Source organism: Burkholderia sp. PR2 (assembly GCF_052372875.1).
GTDB lineage: Bacteria > Pseudomonadota > Gammaproteobacteria > Burkholderiales > Burkholderiaceae > Burkholderia > Burkholderia diffusa.
In genome coordinates, this window is the sequence record NZ_JBQRWH010000001.1 from 1,331,977 (window position 1) to 1,347,021 (window position 15,045).

Genomic DNA, 15,045 nt, shown 5'->3' on the forward strand with positions numbered 1-15,045 from the left:
GCGGCGACCCGGCATGAACCGGGCCACTTCACCTTGGCGCGTCAGGGGCCGTCGCAGGACACCGTGTCGTCCAGCATCAGCGTGCCGACCCGCGCGGGCACGAGCGGCGTGCGCGGGACCGGTGGCGTCCAGCCGAACAACGCCTGCGCGGCCGCACCGCACACGCGGCCCTGGCATGCGCCCATTCCGCAGCGCGTCTGCAGCTTCGCGGCCGTCCAGCCCGGCGCCGGCGCGACCGCGTCGAAACGCACGTCCTCGCATCGGCACAGCAGCGTATCGGGTTGCGCGAGCCGGCGGATCGGCTCGCGGATCGCGAAGCGTTCGCGCACCGCGTCCGCGAATGCCTGCCAGCGCGCGCGCTGCGCAAACAGCGCGGCCAGCGGTGCCGTCTGCCCGGTGGCCGCGCAGCCGGCGATCTCGCCTTCGACCATCGCCAGTTCGCTGCCGCCGACACCCGTGCACTCGCCTGCGGCGAAACAGCCGTCGCGGCTCGTGCGCTGGTGCGCGTCGACCACGACCGCGCCGTTCTCGATCCGGCAGCCGAGGTGGCTCGGCAGCACGGTGTTCGGCACGAGGCCAAAACCGCACGCGAGCCGGTCGCAGTCGACTTCGAATTCACGCTCGCCCTGCCGGATCCGCACGCGTTCGAGCCGCTTGTCGCCGAACGCTTCGACGACGTGTGCGCCGGGCCGATAGGCGGCCGTGACGAGCTTCGCGGCCTGCGCGAGTTTCGACGGCCAGCGCCACAACCCCGCGCCGAAACCGGCAACATCGCTCCACGCAGCCTGTTCGAGCACGTGCGACACCTGCGCGCCGGCCTGACGGGCCGTCGCCGCGCTCGCGAGCAGCAGCGGGCCGCTGCCGGCGATCACGGTGCGCTGCCCGCGCACGTCGAGACCGTACTTGATCAGCGCCTGCAGGCCGCCCGCGCCGGTCACGCCCGGCAGCGTCCAGCCGGGGAACGGCAGCAGCAGTTCGCGCGCGCCGCAGCACACGATCAGGGTGCGGAATTCGAGCAGGAACCCGCACTCGTCGTCCTCCAGCAGCAGCGTGCCCGGCTGCGTCTCGGCGACGATGCGCGTGCCCGCCAGATGCGTGATGTTCGGCTGACGCAGCACGGCAACGCGTTCCGCCGAGGCCGGCACCGGCGTCGCGGCCGCCGCCTGGCGCCAGATCTGCCCGCCCGCGCGCGGGTTGTCGTCGACGATCGCGATCGTCGCGCCGCTTCGTGCGGCGGCCCGCGCGGCCGACAATCCGGCCGGGCCCGCGCCGACGATGGCGACGTCGACGCTGAGTCGTTCCTGTTTCATCGCGTGCGCTCCACCCGCATCCCGTCGCGGCACAGCGTCTGGCAAGCCAGACGACGGCGGCCGTCGATCGTCATCCTGCACTCCTGGCAGATGCCCATACCGCAAAACGGCGCGCGCGCCGCACCCGTGCACGACACGCGCGTCGTGTCGTCGCCGCTCGCCGCGACGGCGGCCGCGACGGTCGCGCCGTCGGCCACCGTCAGCGCGCGGCCGTCCAGATGAATGATCATGAAGAAAGCGCTCCGGCTACGGGGGACGTCGTCAGGAAACGTCCCGGCAAATACGGTTCGATGTCGATGGGCGGCCGTTCGCCTGTCATCAGCGCGGCGACGAGCCGCGCACTGCCCGGCGCGGTCGTCACGCCGAGCCCTTCGTGCCCGACCGCGAGCCATACGCCCGGCCGCGCCGGATGCTCGCCGAGCAGCGGCAGACCGTCAGGGCTCGCCGAACGGAAGCCCGTCCATGCGCGAATGCCGTTCAGGTCGGCCAGATCCGGCAGGTACCCGGCCGCGCGGCGCAGCATGCGCGCGAGGACCGGCGGCTCGACGCGCGTGTCCTCGGTGTCGAACTGGCGCGACGAGCCGATCAGCAGTTGGCCGGTGGGCCGCGGCTGGACGTTGAATGCGACCGACGTGCCGTCGCTCGCGTGCGCGCTCGCCGCATAGCCGAGCTCGACGAGCTGGTGCGACACCTGGCCCGGGTAGCGATCGGTGATGAGCAGATGCCCCTTCTTCGGGCGCAGCGGCAATTCAGGCAACAGCGTGCGCGCGGCGACGCCGTTCGCGACGACGACGCGCTCCGCTCGCAGCGTGTCGCCGCTCGCGAGCGTCACGCTCGGGCCGTCGACCGCCACCGCGCAATCGCGCCGCAACGTGATGCCCGGCGCGCGCTGCAACAGCCAGCTCGCGGCGACGGGCGCATAGAGAATCGCGTCGCCGGGGATCTTCAGCGCGCCGCCGAGGCCCGCGCGCAGCATCGGCTCCAGCCCCGCGAGCGTCGCCGCGTCGATCAGCTCGCCCGCCACGCCGTGCGCGGCGAGCGTCGCCTGCTTGGTGCGCGCGAGGTCCATCTCGTGGGCATCGGCCGCGAGCCACAGCGTGCCGCAGTTGCGGTAAGCGCAGCCTTCGGGCATCTCGCCGGCGAGCGCGCGCCACAATTCGATCGAGTAATGACTCAGCGCGAGCTCCGCCGCGTTGTCGTCCATCGCGACGAGGTGCCCCATGCCGGCGCCGGTCGCGCCGCCGCTCGCGTCGTCGACGACAAGCACGCGCAGCCCGCGCTGCGCGAGCTCATGCGCACACGCGGCGCCGACGATGCCGGCGCCGATCACGACGACGTCGGTCCGGGTCTCGCTCACGACACGATGCCCCAGCCGAACGGATCGTCTTCCTCGATCAGCAGCGTCGCTTCCGCGCTCAGGTGCGCGCTGCCGCGAATCGTCGGCACGATGCCGCCGTCGGCCTGCGCGTAGCTCGCCTGGAATACGCTGCCGATCACGCTCGCCTGCCGCCACACGACGCCCGGTTCGAGCTTGCCGTCGGCCGCGAGGCACGCGAGCTTCGCGCTCGTGCCGGTGCCGCACGGGGAACGGTCGTACGCATGGCCCGGGCACAGCACGAAGCTGCGGCTGTCGTGCTCGGGATCGTCCGCGAACAGTTCGATATGGTCGATCTCGCCGCCGTTCGCGCCGGTGATGCCCGCGCGTTCGAGCCCTGCACGCACCGCGGACGAATAGGCGGTCAGCGCCGCCACGTTGTCGCCGGCCACGCGCTGGCCGTGATCGCTGATCAGGAAGAACCAGTTGCCGCCCCACGCAATGTCGCCCTTCACGGGACCGTAACCGGGCACATCGACGTCGACGGCCTTCGCATGGCGGTACGCGAGCACGTTGCGCACGCTGACCGACAGGTCATCGTGCAGCGTCGCCTCGACGGTGCCGACCGGCGTTTCGATCTGGTGCACGCCCGGCTCGATGCGGCCCATGTGATGCAGCGTGCGCACGACGCCGATCGTGCCGTGCCCGCACATTCCGAGGTAACCGCTGTTGTTGAAGAAGATCACGCCGGCCGCGGCCTCCGGCGACACGGGTTCGCACAGCAGCGCGCCGACCAGCACATCGCTGCCGCGCGGCTCGAGAATGCATGCGGTGCGATAGCGATCGTGCTCGCGGGCGAGCACGTCGCGGCGCTCGGCCATCGTGCCGTTGCCGAGCGAGGGGAAGCCGGACACGACGAGCCGCGTGGGTTCGCCGCCCGTGTGCGAATCGATGATCTGGATGCGCTTCATCATGAGCCGTCCGAAGTGGGGAAAGGAGCATAGCTTCCTCCGTCACGCGTCCATTCGCTTGTGGCTTTTCGATGAGGACGGCGACGAAATCGGCATAGTCCGGAACGCGTTTCGCGACCCTTGCGGCCACTGTGCCGATTTCGTCATTTTGCTCCGCGATACGGCTCAAGCGTGATGGGTGTTTGCACGGCGATACTGGTTGCACGTCGACGCGCCTGTCGTCGGCCGATACGAAGCAGGAGATTGCAGTGAGCCGAAACGCCATCCAGCTGACCGGAGTTTTCCCCGCCCTCAGCAACCGGTTCGTACCGGGCGCTTCCATCGCTTTCGACGCCGCGCACCGCGCCGAACGGAACCGCGCGAACCGCTGACCGATTTCCCCCCGGCGGTGCGACGGCCTCCCCCCGTCGCATCGCCACTTCCGTGTCCGGCATGGCCGGCACGGGCCCGTTCGCCGCGGCGCCAGCCTGCGCCGCACTTGAACAGGCCCCGGCCCGCCCCGGCGGCCGTTCGAACCGGTCGCACGCCGGCCGGCAGGTGTTGCGCCACGGCTCGTCGGAGCGCGGCGCAAGCCACGCCTGCCCCGATATTTCCCAGGAGACAAACCTATGCCAGGTCAAGGCAACACACACCCGTCCGTCCCGCTTTCCCGCTCCGTGCCCGCCGACGGCGGTCACGGCAAGTTCAAGAAGCAGCTGTCGCTGACCGACCTGACGTTCATCGGCCTCGGAGCAATCTTCGGTTCGGGGTGGCTGTTCGCCGCGAGTCACGTGTCGACGATCGCCGGCCCGGCCGGCATCTTCTCGTGGCTGCTCGGCGGCTTCGCGGTGCTGCTGCTCGGCATCGTCTACTGCGAGCTCGGCGCCGCGCTGCCGCGTGCGGGCGGCGTGGTTCGCTACCCGGTGTTCTCGCACGGCCCGCTGCTGGGCTACCTGATGGGCTTCATCACGCTGATCGCGTTCTCGAGCCTGATCGCGATCGAAGTGGTCGCCGCGCGCCAGTATGCTGCAGCGTGGTTCCCGGGCCTCACCAAGGCGGGATCGAGCGACCCGACGACGATCGGCTGGCTCGTGCAGGCCGCGCTCCTGTGCTTCTTCTTTTATCTGAACTATTCGAGCGTGAAGACGTTCGCGAAGGCGAACAACATCATCAGCATTTTCAAGTTCATCGTGCCGCTGTCAGTGATCGCGGTGCTGTTCACGTTCTTCAAGCCCGCCAACCTCACCGCGCACGGTTTCGCGCCGTTCGGCATGCCGGGCATCGAGATGGCCGTGTCGGCCGGCGGCATCATCTTCGCGTATCTCGGCCTCACGCCGATCGTGTCGGTCGCGAGCGAAGTGCGGAATCCGCAGCGCACGATCCCGATCGCGCTGATCCTCTCGATCCTCCTGTCCACGCTGATCTACGTGCTGCTGCAGCTCGCGTTCATCGGCAGCATTCCGACCGACATGCTGGCCGCCGGCTGGCACGACGTGAGCAAGGCCTTCTCGCTGCCGTACCGCGACATCGCGCTCGCGCTCGGCGTGGGCTGGCTCGCGGTGATGGTGGTCGCCGACGCGATGATCTCGCCGAGCGGCTGCGGCAACATCTACATGAACGCGACGCCGCGCGTCGTCTACGGCTGGGCGAAGACGGGCACGTTCTTCAAGGTGTTCACGCGCGTCGACGAAGCATCGGGCATCCCGCGTGCGGGCCTGTGGCTCACGTTCGGCCTCGCGATCTTCTGGACCATGCCGTTCCCGTCGTGGGAAGCGCTGATCAACATCGTGTCCGCCGCGCTGGTGCTGAGCTATGCGGTCGCGCCCGTGTCGGTCGCCGCGCTGCGCCGCACCGCGCCCGGCCTGCCGCGGCCGTTCCGCGCGGTGGCGTTCGGCATCACCGGCCCCGCGTCGTTCGTGATCGCCGCGCTGATCGTCTACTGGTCGGGCTGGGGCACGGTGTCCTGGCTGCTCGGCCTGCAGATCGTCATGTTCGTCATCTATCTCGCGTGCCGCCGCTGGGTGCCGACCGCGCACCTGAGCCTCGCCGAGCAGGTGCGTTCGTCCGCGTGGCTGATCGCGTTCTATGCGGCCATGATCGTGCTGTCGTACTTCGGCGCCTTCGGCGGCACGGGCCAGCTCGCGCATCCGTACGACACGGTCGTCGTCGCGGCCGTCGCGCTTGTCATCTATTACTGGGGCGCCAACACCGGCATCCGTTCCGACAAGCTGCAGCTCGACGACGACGAAGACTGACACACCCGCGTTCCCCATTTCACTCCGGCCGGGTGCACCACGCCCGGCCCCGCATTTTCCGAGGAAAACCCATGCAACTCACAGGTCAGCTCCTGATCGGCCAGTCGGCCATCGCCGGACAGAACGGCACCCTTCACGCGATCGCCGCCGCGACCGGCGAACCGCTCGAACCCGCGTTCGGCGGCGCGAGCCAGCACGACCTGGAGACGGCCTGCGCGCTCGCCGACGAAGCCTTCGACACGTATCGCGAGACGCGCCCCGAGCAGCGCGCCGCGTTCCTCGATGCGATCGGCCGCAACATCATGGCGCTCGGGGACGACCTGATCGAGCGCTGCGTCACCGAAACGGGCCTGCCGCGCGCACGCATCGAAGGCGAACGCGGGCGCACGGTCGGCCAGCTCGCGCTGTTCGCGTCGCTCGTGCGCGACGGCGGTTACGTCGACGCGCGCATCGATCCGGCCCGCCCGGACCGCAAGCCGCTGCCGCGCGTCGACCTGCGCCTGCGCAATATCGCGATCGGGCCGGTTGCCGTATTCGGCGCGTCGAACTTCCCGCTCGCGTTTTCGGTCGCGGGCGGCGATACCGCGTCGGCACTCGCCGCCGGCTGCCCGGTGATCGTCAAGGCGCACTCCGCGCATCCGGGCACGTCCGAGCTTGTCGGCCGCGCGATCCAGCAGGCCGTGCGCGAATGCGGGCTGCCGGCCGGCGTGTTCTCGCTGCTGTTCGACGCGTCGCGCGAAATCGGCCAGGCGCTCGTCGCCGATCCGCGCATCAAGGCCGTCGGTTTCACCGGCTCGCGCCGCGGCGGCGTCGCGCTGATGAACATCGCGGCCGCGCGCCACGAGCCGATTCCGGTCTATGCGGAAATGAGCTCGATCAACCCGGTGCTGCTGTTCCCGGCCGCGCTCGACGCGCGCCACGATGCGATCGCGCCGCAGTTCGTCGCATCGCTCACCCTCGGCGCCGGCCAGTTCTGCACCAACCCGGGCCTCGTGCTCGCGGTCGACGGCCCGGCGCTGCGCGCGTTCGAAGCCGCGGCGGCCACCGCCCTGCAGGCGAGCGCCGCGCAGACGATGCTGACGCCGCACATCCACGCGAGCTATGCGCAAGGCGTGGCCGCGCTGAGCACGCACGACGCGGTCGAACTGCTGGCGCAAGGCATGGAAGGCAGCCGCTACCAGGCGCGCGCGGCGCTGTTCGCGACCTCGGCGGACGCATTCATCGCCCACCCCGAACTGCGCGATGAAGTGTTCGGCCCCGCGTCGCTCATCGTGCGCTGCCCCGATGCCGACACGCTGCACCGCGTGCTGAAATCGCTCGAAGGCCAGTTGACGATCGCCGCGCATCTCGCCGACGGCGACGCCGCGCTGTTCGCCGCGCTGCGCCCGACGCTCGAGCGCAAGGCCGGCCGCATTCTCGTCAACGGCTTCGGCACGGGCGTCGAGGTCGGTCATGCGATGGTGCACGGCGGCCCGTTCCCGGCCACGTCCGACACGCGCACGACGTCGGTCGGCGCACGCGCAATCGAGCGTTTCCTGCGCCCCGTGTCGTACCAGGACGTGCCGGACGCGCTGCTGCCCGACGCCATCCGCAACGGCAACCCGCTGAACGTGCCGCAACGCATCGACGGCGTGCCCGCACCGCGGGAAGCGCGCGATGTCTGAGCCGCTCGCCGAAGTCGTCCTGTCGCTCGATGAGGTCCATGCACTCGCGCTGCGGGTGCTGACGCACCACGGGATGTCCGATGCGCACGCGCGGGCGATCGCGGGTGTGATCACCCAGGGCCAGCGCGACGAGTGCCACTCGCACGGCGTGTACCGGCTGCTCGTGTGCGTGCGCTCGCTGAAGAAGGGCAAGGTCGACCCGCAAGCCGTGCCGACGTTGCGCCGGCTATCGTCGTCGATCGTCGCGGTCGACGCCCATCGCGGCTTCTCGCTGCTGAGCTTCGAAACCGGCCTGCCGGTGCTCGTCGAGATGGCCAAGCAGCACGGGATCGCCGCGATGGCGATCAACCACTGCTACCACTTCTCGGCGCTGTGGCCCGAGGTCGAGGCGATCGCCGCCGAGGGGCTGGTCGGCATCGCGATGAACCCGAGCCACAGCTGGGTCGCGCCCGAGGGCGGCCGCGAGCCGGTGTTCGGCACGAACCCGATCGCGTTCGCATGGCCGCGCCCGGACGGCGTGCCGTTCGTATTCGATTTCGCGACGAGCGCGATCGCGCGCGGCGACATCGAGCTGCATGCAAAACAGGGCAAGGCGATCCCGCCGCACTGGGCGATCGGCCCCGACGGCCAGCCGACCACCGATCCGAAGGCCGCGCTGCAGGGCGCGATGCGCACGTTCGGCGGGCACAAGGGCTCGGCGCTCGCGGCGATGGTCGAGCTGCTCGGCGGCGCGCTGATCGGCGACATGACGAGCCAGGAGTCGATGGACTTCGACGAAGGCGTCGGCGCGACGCCGTGCCACGGCGAGCTCGTGATCGCGTTCGACCCGAAGGTGTTCCTCGGCGACGACTTCGACGCGGGCCTCGCGCGCGGCGAGCGGATGTTCGCGTCGATCACCGGGCAAGGCGCGCGGCTGCCGTCGCAACGGCGCTTCGACGCCCGCGCGCGCAGCATCGCGCACGGCGTGCGGATTCCGAAGGCCTTGTACGACGAAATCCTGACGCTGCTCGACTGACGCACGATCGCGAGGCGCGGCGTCATCGCCGGCACGACGGGCGATGACGCCGTCGTCCGGTTCGACCGGCGTGTCCCGCGCCCGCATCCTGGCGCCCCACCCGGCGCCCCGCCCGCCCGCGCCTGCGGGCGCCGCACGCCCGGCGGCTGTGGGATAATCGTCGGGTTTGCCCAGGGCGCAGCTCAAGAGGTTGTTCGCACGGGCGCGCGAGAGGCCTCTATTCCCGTGCCTCCACCCTTTTCCGCGATATTTCTTCAGCCATCATCATGCCCACATACCGTTCCAAAACCTCCACCGCCGGCCGCAACATGGCAGGTGCGCGCTCGCTGTGGCGCGCCACCGGCATGAAAGACGACGATTTCTCGAAACCGATCATCGCGGTCGTCAACTCGTTCACGCAGTTCGTGCCCGGGCACGTGCACCTGAAGGATCTCGGCCAGCTCGTCGCGCGCGAGATCGAGGCCGCCGGCGGCGTCGCGAAGGAATTCAACACGATCGCGGTCGACGACGGCATCGCGATGGGCCATGACGGCATGCTCTATTCGCTGCCGAGCCGCGACATCATCGCCGACTCGGTCGAGTACATGGTGAACGCGCACTGCGCGGACGCGATGGTGTGCATCTCGAACTGCGACAAGATCACGCCGGGGATGCTGATGGCCGCGATGCGCCTCAACATCCCGGTGATCTTCGTGTCGGGCGGCCCGATGGAAGCCGGCAAGACGCGCCTCGCGAACCCGATCACCAAGACCGTCGAACTGAAGAAGCTCGACCTCGTCGACGCGATGGTGATCGCGGCCGACCAGTCGTATTCGGATGCCGACGTCGCCGAAGTCGAGCGCTCGGCCTGCCCGACCTGCGGCTCGTGCTCGGGCATGTTCACCGCGAACTCGATGAACTGCCTGACCGAAGCGCTCGGCCTGTCGCTGCCCGGCAACGGCACGGTCGTCGCGACGCACGCGGATCGCGAGCAGCTGTTCAAGCGCGCCGGCCGCCGCATCGTCGAACTGACCCGCCAGCACTACGAGCAGGACGACATGCGCGTGCTGCCGCGCTCGGTCGGCTTCAAGGCGTTCGAGAACGCGATGACGCTCGACATCGCGATGGGGGGTTCGACCAACACGATCCTGCACCTGCTGGCGATCGCGCAGGAAGCAGGCATCGACTTCACGATGAAGGACATCGATCGCCTGTCGCGCATCGTGCCGCAGCTGTGCAAGGTCGCGCCGAACACGAACAAGTACCACATCGAGGACGTGCACCGTGCGGGCGGCATCATGGCGATCCTCGGCGAGCTCGAGCGCGCCGGCAAGCTGCACACCGACGTGCCGACCGTGCACGCGCCGACGCTGAAGGATGCGCTCGACCAGTGGGACATCGTCCGCACGGAAGACGAAGCGGTCCGCACGTTCTACCTGGCCGGCCCGGCCGGGATCCCGACGCAGGTCGCGTTCAGCCAGAACACGCGCTGGCCGAGCCTCGACCTCGACCGCGCCGAAGGCTGCATCCGCTCGTACGAGCATGCGTTCTCGAAGGAAGGCGGCCTGGCCGTGCTGACCGGCAACATCGCGCTCGACGGCTGCGTGGTGAAGACGGCCGGCGTCGACGAAAGCATCCTCGTGTTCGAGGGCTCGGCTCACGTGACCGAATCGCAGGACGAAGCGGTCGAGAACATCCTGAACGACAAGGTCAAGGCCGGCGACGTGGTGATCGTGCGCTACGAAGGCCCGAAGGGCGGCCCCGGCATGCAGGAAATGCTGTACCCGACGAGCTACATCAAGTCGAAGGGCCTCGGCAAGGCATGCGCGCTGCTGACGGACGGCCGGTTCTCGGGCGGCACGTCCGGCCTGTCGATCGGTCACTGCTCGCCGGAAGCGGCAGCGGGCGGCGCGATCGGCCTCGTACGCGACGGCGACAGGATCCGCATCGACATCCCGAACCGCACGATCGACGTGCTGGTGTCGGATGAGGAACTCGCGCGTCGCCGCGAAGAGCAGAACGCGAAGGGCTGGAAGCCGGCGCAACCGCGCCCGCGCAAGGTGTCCGCTGCGCTGAAGGCTTATGCGAAGCTGGTGATGTCGGCCGACAAGGGCGCCGTGCGCGACCTGTCGCTGCTCGACGACTGACACCGGGCGACGGGCCGCGCGAACGGCCCGCCTGCGTGAACCAGAAGCCGCTCTCCGGAGCGGCTTTTTTTCGTCCGGCGCCGGCCCGAAGCAGCGGCACCCGTGCCGCCAATCGATCAATGACGAAACTCGTCGGTGCCGCCCCATCCGGCTCCACCGCCGCCGCCGCGGTTACCGCCGCCGCCGTGATTCCCACCGCTGTTTCCACCGCCTTGCGGCCGTGCGCCGTAACCACCACCGCCGCCCTGCTGGTACGTCGGCGGCGCCATCATCCGCGCCGCGCCCCCGCTGGGGGCGGGCGGCTGCGCCGGCGGCGGCGCGGGCTGACGAGCGCCGGGCATCGGCGCAGGCGCGGGCGCGGCCTGCGGCGCCGGCGCGCGGTTCGGGCCGTTCCAGCCGCCACGCGTGGCCGACGGCCGCGCATCATGCCGCTCCGGTGGCGCACCGCCGGGCGCGCGCTGGATCGGCCCGCCCGGCTGCGGGTGCCCGTAGGCGGGCGGCATCCCGCCGGGGCCGATGCGCGGCTCGGCACGACGCTCCCAGCGGTCGCGATCGTGAAACCACGGCCGATGGCGGTAATAGCGATCCCAGTACGCGCCGATCGCAAACCCGGTCACCGGCACGCCGATGATCGCGCCGTATTCGAGCAACGGCACGTAATTGCCCTGGTACGGATAGTCGAGCTGGTCAGCGTCGATCCAGCCGCGCACGCCCGGCAGCGCGACGTCGCACCACGAGTAGTCGCTCAGGCAACCGAACACGTCCAGCGCGGTGCCGGGCGGAATCTGTGCGACGACCGGATAATCGGGTGCCGGCCCCGCATAGATTTCGGCCGGCGAGTTCGTGTAGGCGCTGCTTTGCGCGTCGGCGACGCCCGGCACCGCGGCGATGCCGAACAGGACGACGCAGAGACTGCGGATGATCGTGTTGCTCATGATGCTCTCCCGCGCGGTGCCACCGCGCGTCATTCAGTGTCGATGGCCCCCGCCCCAATGGCCGCCTCCCCAGTGGCCGCCGCCCCACGGACGGTGCCAGTACCCGCCCCGGTAGCCGCCGCCCCAATGCCCCCAGAAACCGAGGCCAATCGAGACGGGCGGCCCATACCAGCCCGGGTAGTACGCGGGATAGTAGGCCGGGTAAGGCACGTAGGCCGGCGCGAGATACACCGGGGCCGGTACGTAGGTGTTATCGTCTGCCGGGGGCGGCACCGCGGGCGTCGGAGGCGCAACCGGTCCGGCGGTTGCCGGCGCCACCGGGATCTCGCGCTGCGACACCGTGGCAGGCACGGGTGCGTAATACGGCGCATAGCCGTATGGGCCGGTGTAATAACAGCCGCTCAGCGCGAGCATGGCCAGCGCCATGACGGCAGGCCGCGCGGCGGGAATCGGGTTCATTCGAGGCTCCGCAGGGAATGGCGCGTCGCCGCGTGGCGCGCGCCTGACTCTAGCTTACGTCCCCTGCATATTTCTGCGGGTTTGATCCGTTACTTTTTGTTTCGCGGCAACGAAGAACGGGGCGCGACCGAGCGGGCATGCCGCATGCTCGCGCGTCAGCCGCACCGGCGTTGAAGTTGGCGCAAATGCCCTCAAGTTGGATATCGAGTCAGGCTGGCCGGCGCGGACGGGCGTTCGCGGCCCCCGGGAGCCTGAAACCCGCGGACTTCGGCCCGCCCAGACAGGAACGCGGCTCGCGCCGCCATCGACATGACTACGCCACGCCCCACGCTTCGGGCGGACACGCCCCTCGATCCGATCATCCAGTTGCTGGCGCTTGCCGGCGAACAGGGTTATCTGACGCACGCCGACCTCGTCGACGCGCTGCCGCCGGAAAGCGACAGCCCCGACGCGCTGGACGTCGTGCGCGCCGCGCTTGCGGACATCGGCATCGCCGTGCTCGACGAACCCGCCGCGCCGGCGCCGTTCGCGGGCGCGGCACCGGTCGACGTCGATCGCGACGCCCTCGACGAGGGCCGCGCGCTGCTCGGCGATCTCGCCCGCGGCACCGGTGCATCGACCGATCCGCTCGCGCTCTACATGCGGCGCATCCATGCGGTGCCGCTGCTCAAGCGCGAGGACGAAATCGTGCTTGCTCGCGAGATCGAAACGGGCCGCCATCAGATCCTGCACGCGCTCGCCGGCTATCCGGCGGCCGTCGAGGCGCTGCTGGCGCGCCATGCCGCAACGCGTTCAACCGGCGCGGCCGCCACCGAAGGCGATGACGTCGACGACGGCGGAGGCGACGCGCCGGCACCTGCGCGCTACGACACGCTGTATGACGCGATTGCGGCCGTGCGCGACGCATTGCACGCGCAGGGCTGCCGTTCGGCCGAGTGTCGCGACGCGCGTAACCGTCTGGCCGCGCTGCTCGGTTCGCTCGCATGGGTTGCACCGGCCGTCGACGAAGCGAGCCGCGTCTTGCGCGCACTCGCCGCCGCACCGGTCGCAGCCGGGACGGACGCCCCCGCGTGCGCCGACGCCGCGCGCTTCGACCCGGTCGCGCGGCGCGCGCTCGGCGCCGCGCTGAGCGACGGCCAGCAAAAAGTGCGCGACGGTACGCGCGCGATGCTCGAGGCGAACCTGCGCCTCGTGCTGTCGATCGCGCGCAAGTACATGAACCGCGGTGTCGACCTGCCCGATCTCGTGCAGGACGGCTGCCTCGGCCTGATGCGCGCGATCGAGAAATTCGAATACCGGCGCGGCTTCAAGTTCTCGACCTACGCGACCTGGTGGATCCGGCAGGCGGTCGCGCGCGCGGTGGCCGACCGCTCGCGCACGATCCGCGTGCCCGTGCACGTCGGCGACCAGTACCAGCGCGTGCAACGCCATGCGCTGCGCGTGCGCCAGCGCACGGGCCGCCGCGCGACGCCGGCCGAACTCGCCGCCGAGACCGGGCTCGCCGAGGACAAGTTGCGCGCGGTGCTCGCGCTGCCGGCCGAGCCGCTGTCGCTCGACACGCCGCTGCCCGACGCGGATACCGGACTGGTCGACCTCCTCGAGGACCAGGCATCGGCGAGTCCGTTCGAGCGTCTGGCGGACACGCGCATGCGCGAATGCGTGACGTCGCTGCTGCGCTCGGTCACGCCGGCCGAGGCCGACGTGCTGCGCCGGCGGTTCGGCCTCGGCGGTGCCGAACCCGACACCTACGATGCGATCGCGCAGGACGCGGGGATGTCGCGCGAACGTGTGCGGCAGATCGAGAAGCGCGCGCTCGCGACGCTGCGCATGGCCGCGGAGGCCGAGGGCGCGCAGTCGTTCCTCGACGCGTAACGGATCGCGCGTTCGTGCCGCACGCCGGCACGAACGTGCGCGGACCGGTCCCGCCCGTGCAACGTTTGCCATTGATGCGCATCAAATTTTGCTCGTCGCTTGCCGTGACAATGTGCTGAAATAACACTTGGACCCGGGGCGTTGCGCGCCGGGTCCGTTCCGTTTGCACATATCCAGGCTCCGCACATGCAAACGACCATCGGCCAAACACACGAGGAAAACCGGCAGATCGCGGCCTGCTTGCGCGAGGCCGCGCAGTTGCTTGCCGACCAGGGCGCGAACCCTTATCGGGTGGCCGCCTACCGCGCATCGGCCGATACGATCGAGTCGCTCGAAGACGGTATCCGCACGCGGTTCGACGCGGGCGGCGTCGATGCGCTCGGCGCACTGCCGGAAATCGGCACGGGCGTCGCGCAGGCGATCGCCGAACTGCTGGTGACCGGACGCTGGCGGCTGCTCGACCGGCTGCGCGGCGACGCGGAGCGCACGTCCGCATTCGAAGCCGTGCCGGGCATCGGCCACGCGCTCGCGCTGCGGATTCACGACCAATTGCACATCGATACGCTCGAGGAGCTTGAACGCGCGGCCCGCAGCGGCCGACTCGATGCGATTCCGGGCGTCGGCCCGCGGCGCGCGGCCGGCATCCGCGCGGCGCTCGACGACGTGCTGAGCCGGCGCCGGCGCTGGCAAGGCCACGCGCGCGACGCCAGCCTCGGCACCGAGCCGCCGGTCGAACTGCTGCTTTACATCGACCGCCTGTACCGCAACAAGGCCGCCGCCGGCATCCTGCCCACGCTCGTGTCACGTCGCCTGAACGCGGACGTGAGCATTCAGCCGCCCGTGATGCACATGACGAAAGGCGGCTGGCATTTCACCGCGCTGTGCCCGTATCCCGTGCGTCCGCAGGCGTCCGGTCGCACCGCGGACTGGGTCGCGCTCTACTTCTACGATGCGTTGCAATGCGAGAACCAGCGGACCGTCGTCACCGAAACGCTCGGCTCGCTCGTCGGCAAACGCATCGTGCGCGGACGCGAGATGGAGTGCCGCGTGTATTACGCGGGATGAGTCGCTCGGGAGGCCAGCCGCGGCAGTACGGCCGCCCCGTGGCACGCTCGAGCGCCCACGCTTCGACAAACCGGACCGC

At 70.2% G+C, this 15,045-nt stretch carries 13 protein-coding genes; 7 read left to right on the forward strand and 6 right to left on the reverse strand.

Annotated features, from left to right (window positions below; translation table 11 throughout):
* Nucleotides 1–41 precede the first annotated feature (41 nt).
* From ACT2FV_RS05785 to ACT2FV_RS05800, 4 genes are read right to left on the reverse strand one after another with little or no spacing between them, the layout of a single operon-like run.
* A complete protein-coding gene (locus tag ACT2FV_RS05785; protein WP_444503425.1) occupies nucleotides 42–1,310 on the reverse strand; it encodes an FAD-dependent oxidoreductase in 1,269 nt (422 codons plus the stop codon).
* A complete protein-coding gene (locus tag ACT2FV_RS05790; RefSeq protein WP_011658575.1) occupies nucleotides 1,307–1,540 on the reverse strand; it encodes a 2Fe-2S iron-sulfur cluster-binding protein in 234 nt (77 codons plus the stop codon). Before ACT2FV_RS05790 ends, ACT2FV_RS05785 begins: the two co-directional genes overlap by 4 nt.
* Nucleotides 1,537–2,667, reverse strand: coding sequence for an NAD(P)/FAD-dependent oxidoreductase (locus tag ACT2FV_RS05795; RefSeq protein WP_151051760.1), 1,131 nt, complete (start codon nucleotides 2,665–2,667; stop codon nucleotides 1,537–1,539). The genes ACT2FV_RS05790 and ACT2FV_RS05795 overlap by 4 nt, the downstream gene beginning before the upstream one ends.
* Entirely contained in the window at nucleotides 2,664–3,596 is a 933-nt protein-coding gene (locus tag ACT2FV_RS05800) for a 4-hydroxyproline epimerase (protein ID WP_059607857.1), read from the reverse strand. Before ACT2FV_RS05800 ends, ACT2FV_RS05795 begins: the two co-directional genes overlap by 4 nt.
* A gap of 248 nt (nucleotides 3,597–3,844) precedes the next feature.
* On the opposite strand from ACT2FV_RS05800, the gene ACT2FV_RS05805 reads away from it, so the two are divergent.
* From ACT2FV_RS05805 to ilvD, 5 genes are all read left to right on the forward strand, one after another.
* The gene (locus ACT2FV_RS05805; RefSeq protein ID WP_257792068.1) at nucleotides 3,845–3,967 is read left to right on the forward strand and encodes a hypothetical protein; all 123 of its coding nucleotides are present in this window, start codon (nucleotides 3,845–3,847) and stop codon (nucleotides 3,965–3,967) included.
* A gap of 237 nt (nucleotides 3,968–4,204) precedes the next feature.
* The gene (locus ACT2FV_RS05810; RefSeq protein ID WP_444503426.1) at nucleotides 4,205–5,830 is read left to right on the forward strand and encodes an APC family permease; all 1,626 of its coding nucleotides are present in this window, start codon (nucleotides 4,205–4,207) and stop codon (nucleotides 5,828–5,830) included.
* Nucleotides 5,831–5,901: 71 nt separating this feature from the next.
* Nucleotides 5,902–7,494, forward strand: a complete 1,593-nt coding sequence (locus ACT2FV_RS05815) for an aldehyde dehydrogenase (NADP(+)) (RefSeq protein WP_444503427.1) — start codon at nucleotides 5,902–5,904, stop codon at nucleotides 7,492–7,494.
* Nucleotides 7,487–8,509 carry an Ldh family oxidoreductase gene (locus tag ACT2FV_RS05820; protein ID WP_444503428.1) on the forward strand — a complete coding sequence of 341 codons (1,023 nt, stop codon included), beginning with the start codon at nucleotides 7,487–7,489 and terminating at the stop codon, nucleotides 8,507–8,509. The genes ACT2FV_RS05815 and ACT2FV_RS05820 overlap by 8 nt, the downstream gene beginning before the upstream one ends.
* Nucleotides 8,510–8,775: 266 nt before the next feature.
* Entirely contained in the window at nucleotides 8,776–10,635 is a 1,860-nt protein-coding gene (ilvD, locus tag ACT2FV_RS05825; RefSeq protein WP_174906604.1) for a dihydroxy-acid dehydratase, read from the forward strand.
* A gap of 116 nt (nucleotides 10,636–10,751) precedes the next feature.
* Here ilvD and ACT2FV_RS05830 read toward each other — a convergent pair whose 3' ends face one another.
* Both ACT2FV_RS05830 and ACT2FV_RS05835 read right to left on the reverse strand, forming a co-directional pair.
* Nucleotides 10,752–11,570 carry an SH3 domain-containing protein gene (locus ACT2FV_RS05830; RefSeq protein ID WP_444503429.1) on the reverse strand — a complete coding sequence of 273 codons (819 nt, stop codon included), beginning with the start codon at nucleotides 11,568–11,570 and terminating at the stop codon, nucleotides 10,752–10,754.
* A 33-nt stretch (nucleotides 11,571–11,603) separates the two neighbouring features.
* Nucleotides 11,604–12,029, reverse strand: a complete 426-nt coding sequence (locus tag ACT2FV_RS05835; protein WP_444503430.1) for a hypothetical protein — start codon at nucleotides 12,027–12,029, stop codon at nucleotides 11,604–11,606.
* A 309-nt stretch (nucleotides 12,030–12,338) separates the two neighbouring features.
* Here ACT2FV_RS05835 and ACT2FV_RS05840 point away from each other — a divergent pair, with 309 nt between their 5' ends.
* A complete protein-coding gene (locus ACT2FV_RS05840) occupies nucleotides 12,339–13,901 on the forward strand; it encodes a sigma-70 family RNA polymerase sigma factor (protein ID WP_444503431.1) in 1,563 nt (520 codons plus the stop codon).
* Nucleotides 13,902–14,087: 186 nt separating this feature from the next.
* Nucleotides 14,088–14,966, forward strand: coding sequence for a helix-hairpin-helix domain-containing protein (locus ACT2FV_RS05845; protein ID WP_059607829.1), 879 nt, complete (start codon nucleotides 14,088–14,090; stop codon nucleotides 14,964–14,966).
* Nucleotides 14,967–15,045: the final 79 nt, after the last annotated feature.

Coding starts and splice junctions, on each gene's coding strand:
- ACT2FV_RS05785 (WP_444503425.1), bottom strand. CDS start 1,310: ATGAAACAGGAACGACTCAGCGTCGACGTCGCCATCGTCGGCGCGGGC.
- ACT2FV_RS05790 (WP_011658575.1), bottom strand. CDS start 1,540: ATGATCATTCATCTGGACGGCCGCGCGCTGACGGTGGCCGACGGCGCG.
- ACT2FV_RS05835 (WP_444503430.1), bottom strand. CDS start 12,029: ATGAACCCGATTCCCGCCGCGCGGCCTGCCGTCATGGCGCTGGCCATG.
- ilvD (WP_174906604.1), top strand. CDS start 8,776: ATGCCCACATACCGTTCCAAAACCTCCACCGCCGGCCGCAACATGGCA.
- ACT2FV_RS05810 (WP_444503426.1), top strand. CDS start 4,205: ATGCCAGGTCAAGGCAACACACACCCGTCCGTCCCGCTTTCCCGCTCC.
- ACT2FV_RS05845 (WP_059607829.1), top strand. CDS start 14,088: ATGCAAACGACCATCGGCCAAACACACGAGGAAAACCGGCAGATCGCG.
- ACT2FV_RS05800 (WP_059607857.1), bottom strand. CDS start 3,596: ATGAAGCGCATCCAGATCATCGATTCGCACACGGGCGGCGAACCCACG.
- ACT2FV_RS05815 (WP_444503427.1), top strand. CDS start 5,902: ATGCAACTCACAGGTCAGCTCCTGATCGGCCAGTCGGCCATCGCCGGA.
- ACT2FV_RS05830 (WP_444503429.1), bottom strand. CDS start 11,570: ATGAGCAACACGATCATCCGCAGTCTCTGCGTCGTCCTGTTCGGCATC.
- ACT2FV_RS05820 (WP_444503428.1), top strand. CDS start 7,487: ATGTCTGAGCCGCTCGCCGAAGTCGTCCTGTCGCTCGATGAGGTCCAT.
- ACT2FV_RS05840 (WP_444503431.1), top strand. CDS start 12,339: ATGACTACGCCACGCCCCACGCTTCGGGCGGACACGCCCCTCGATCCG.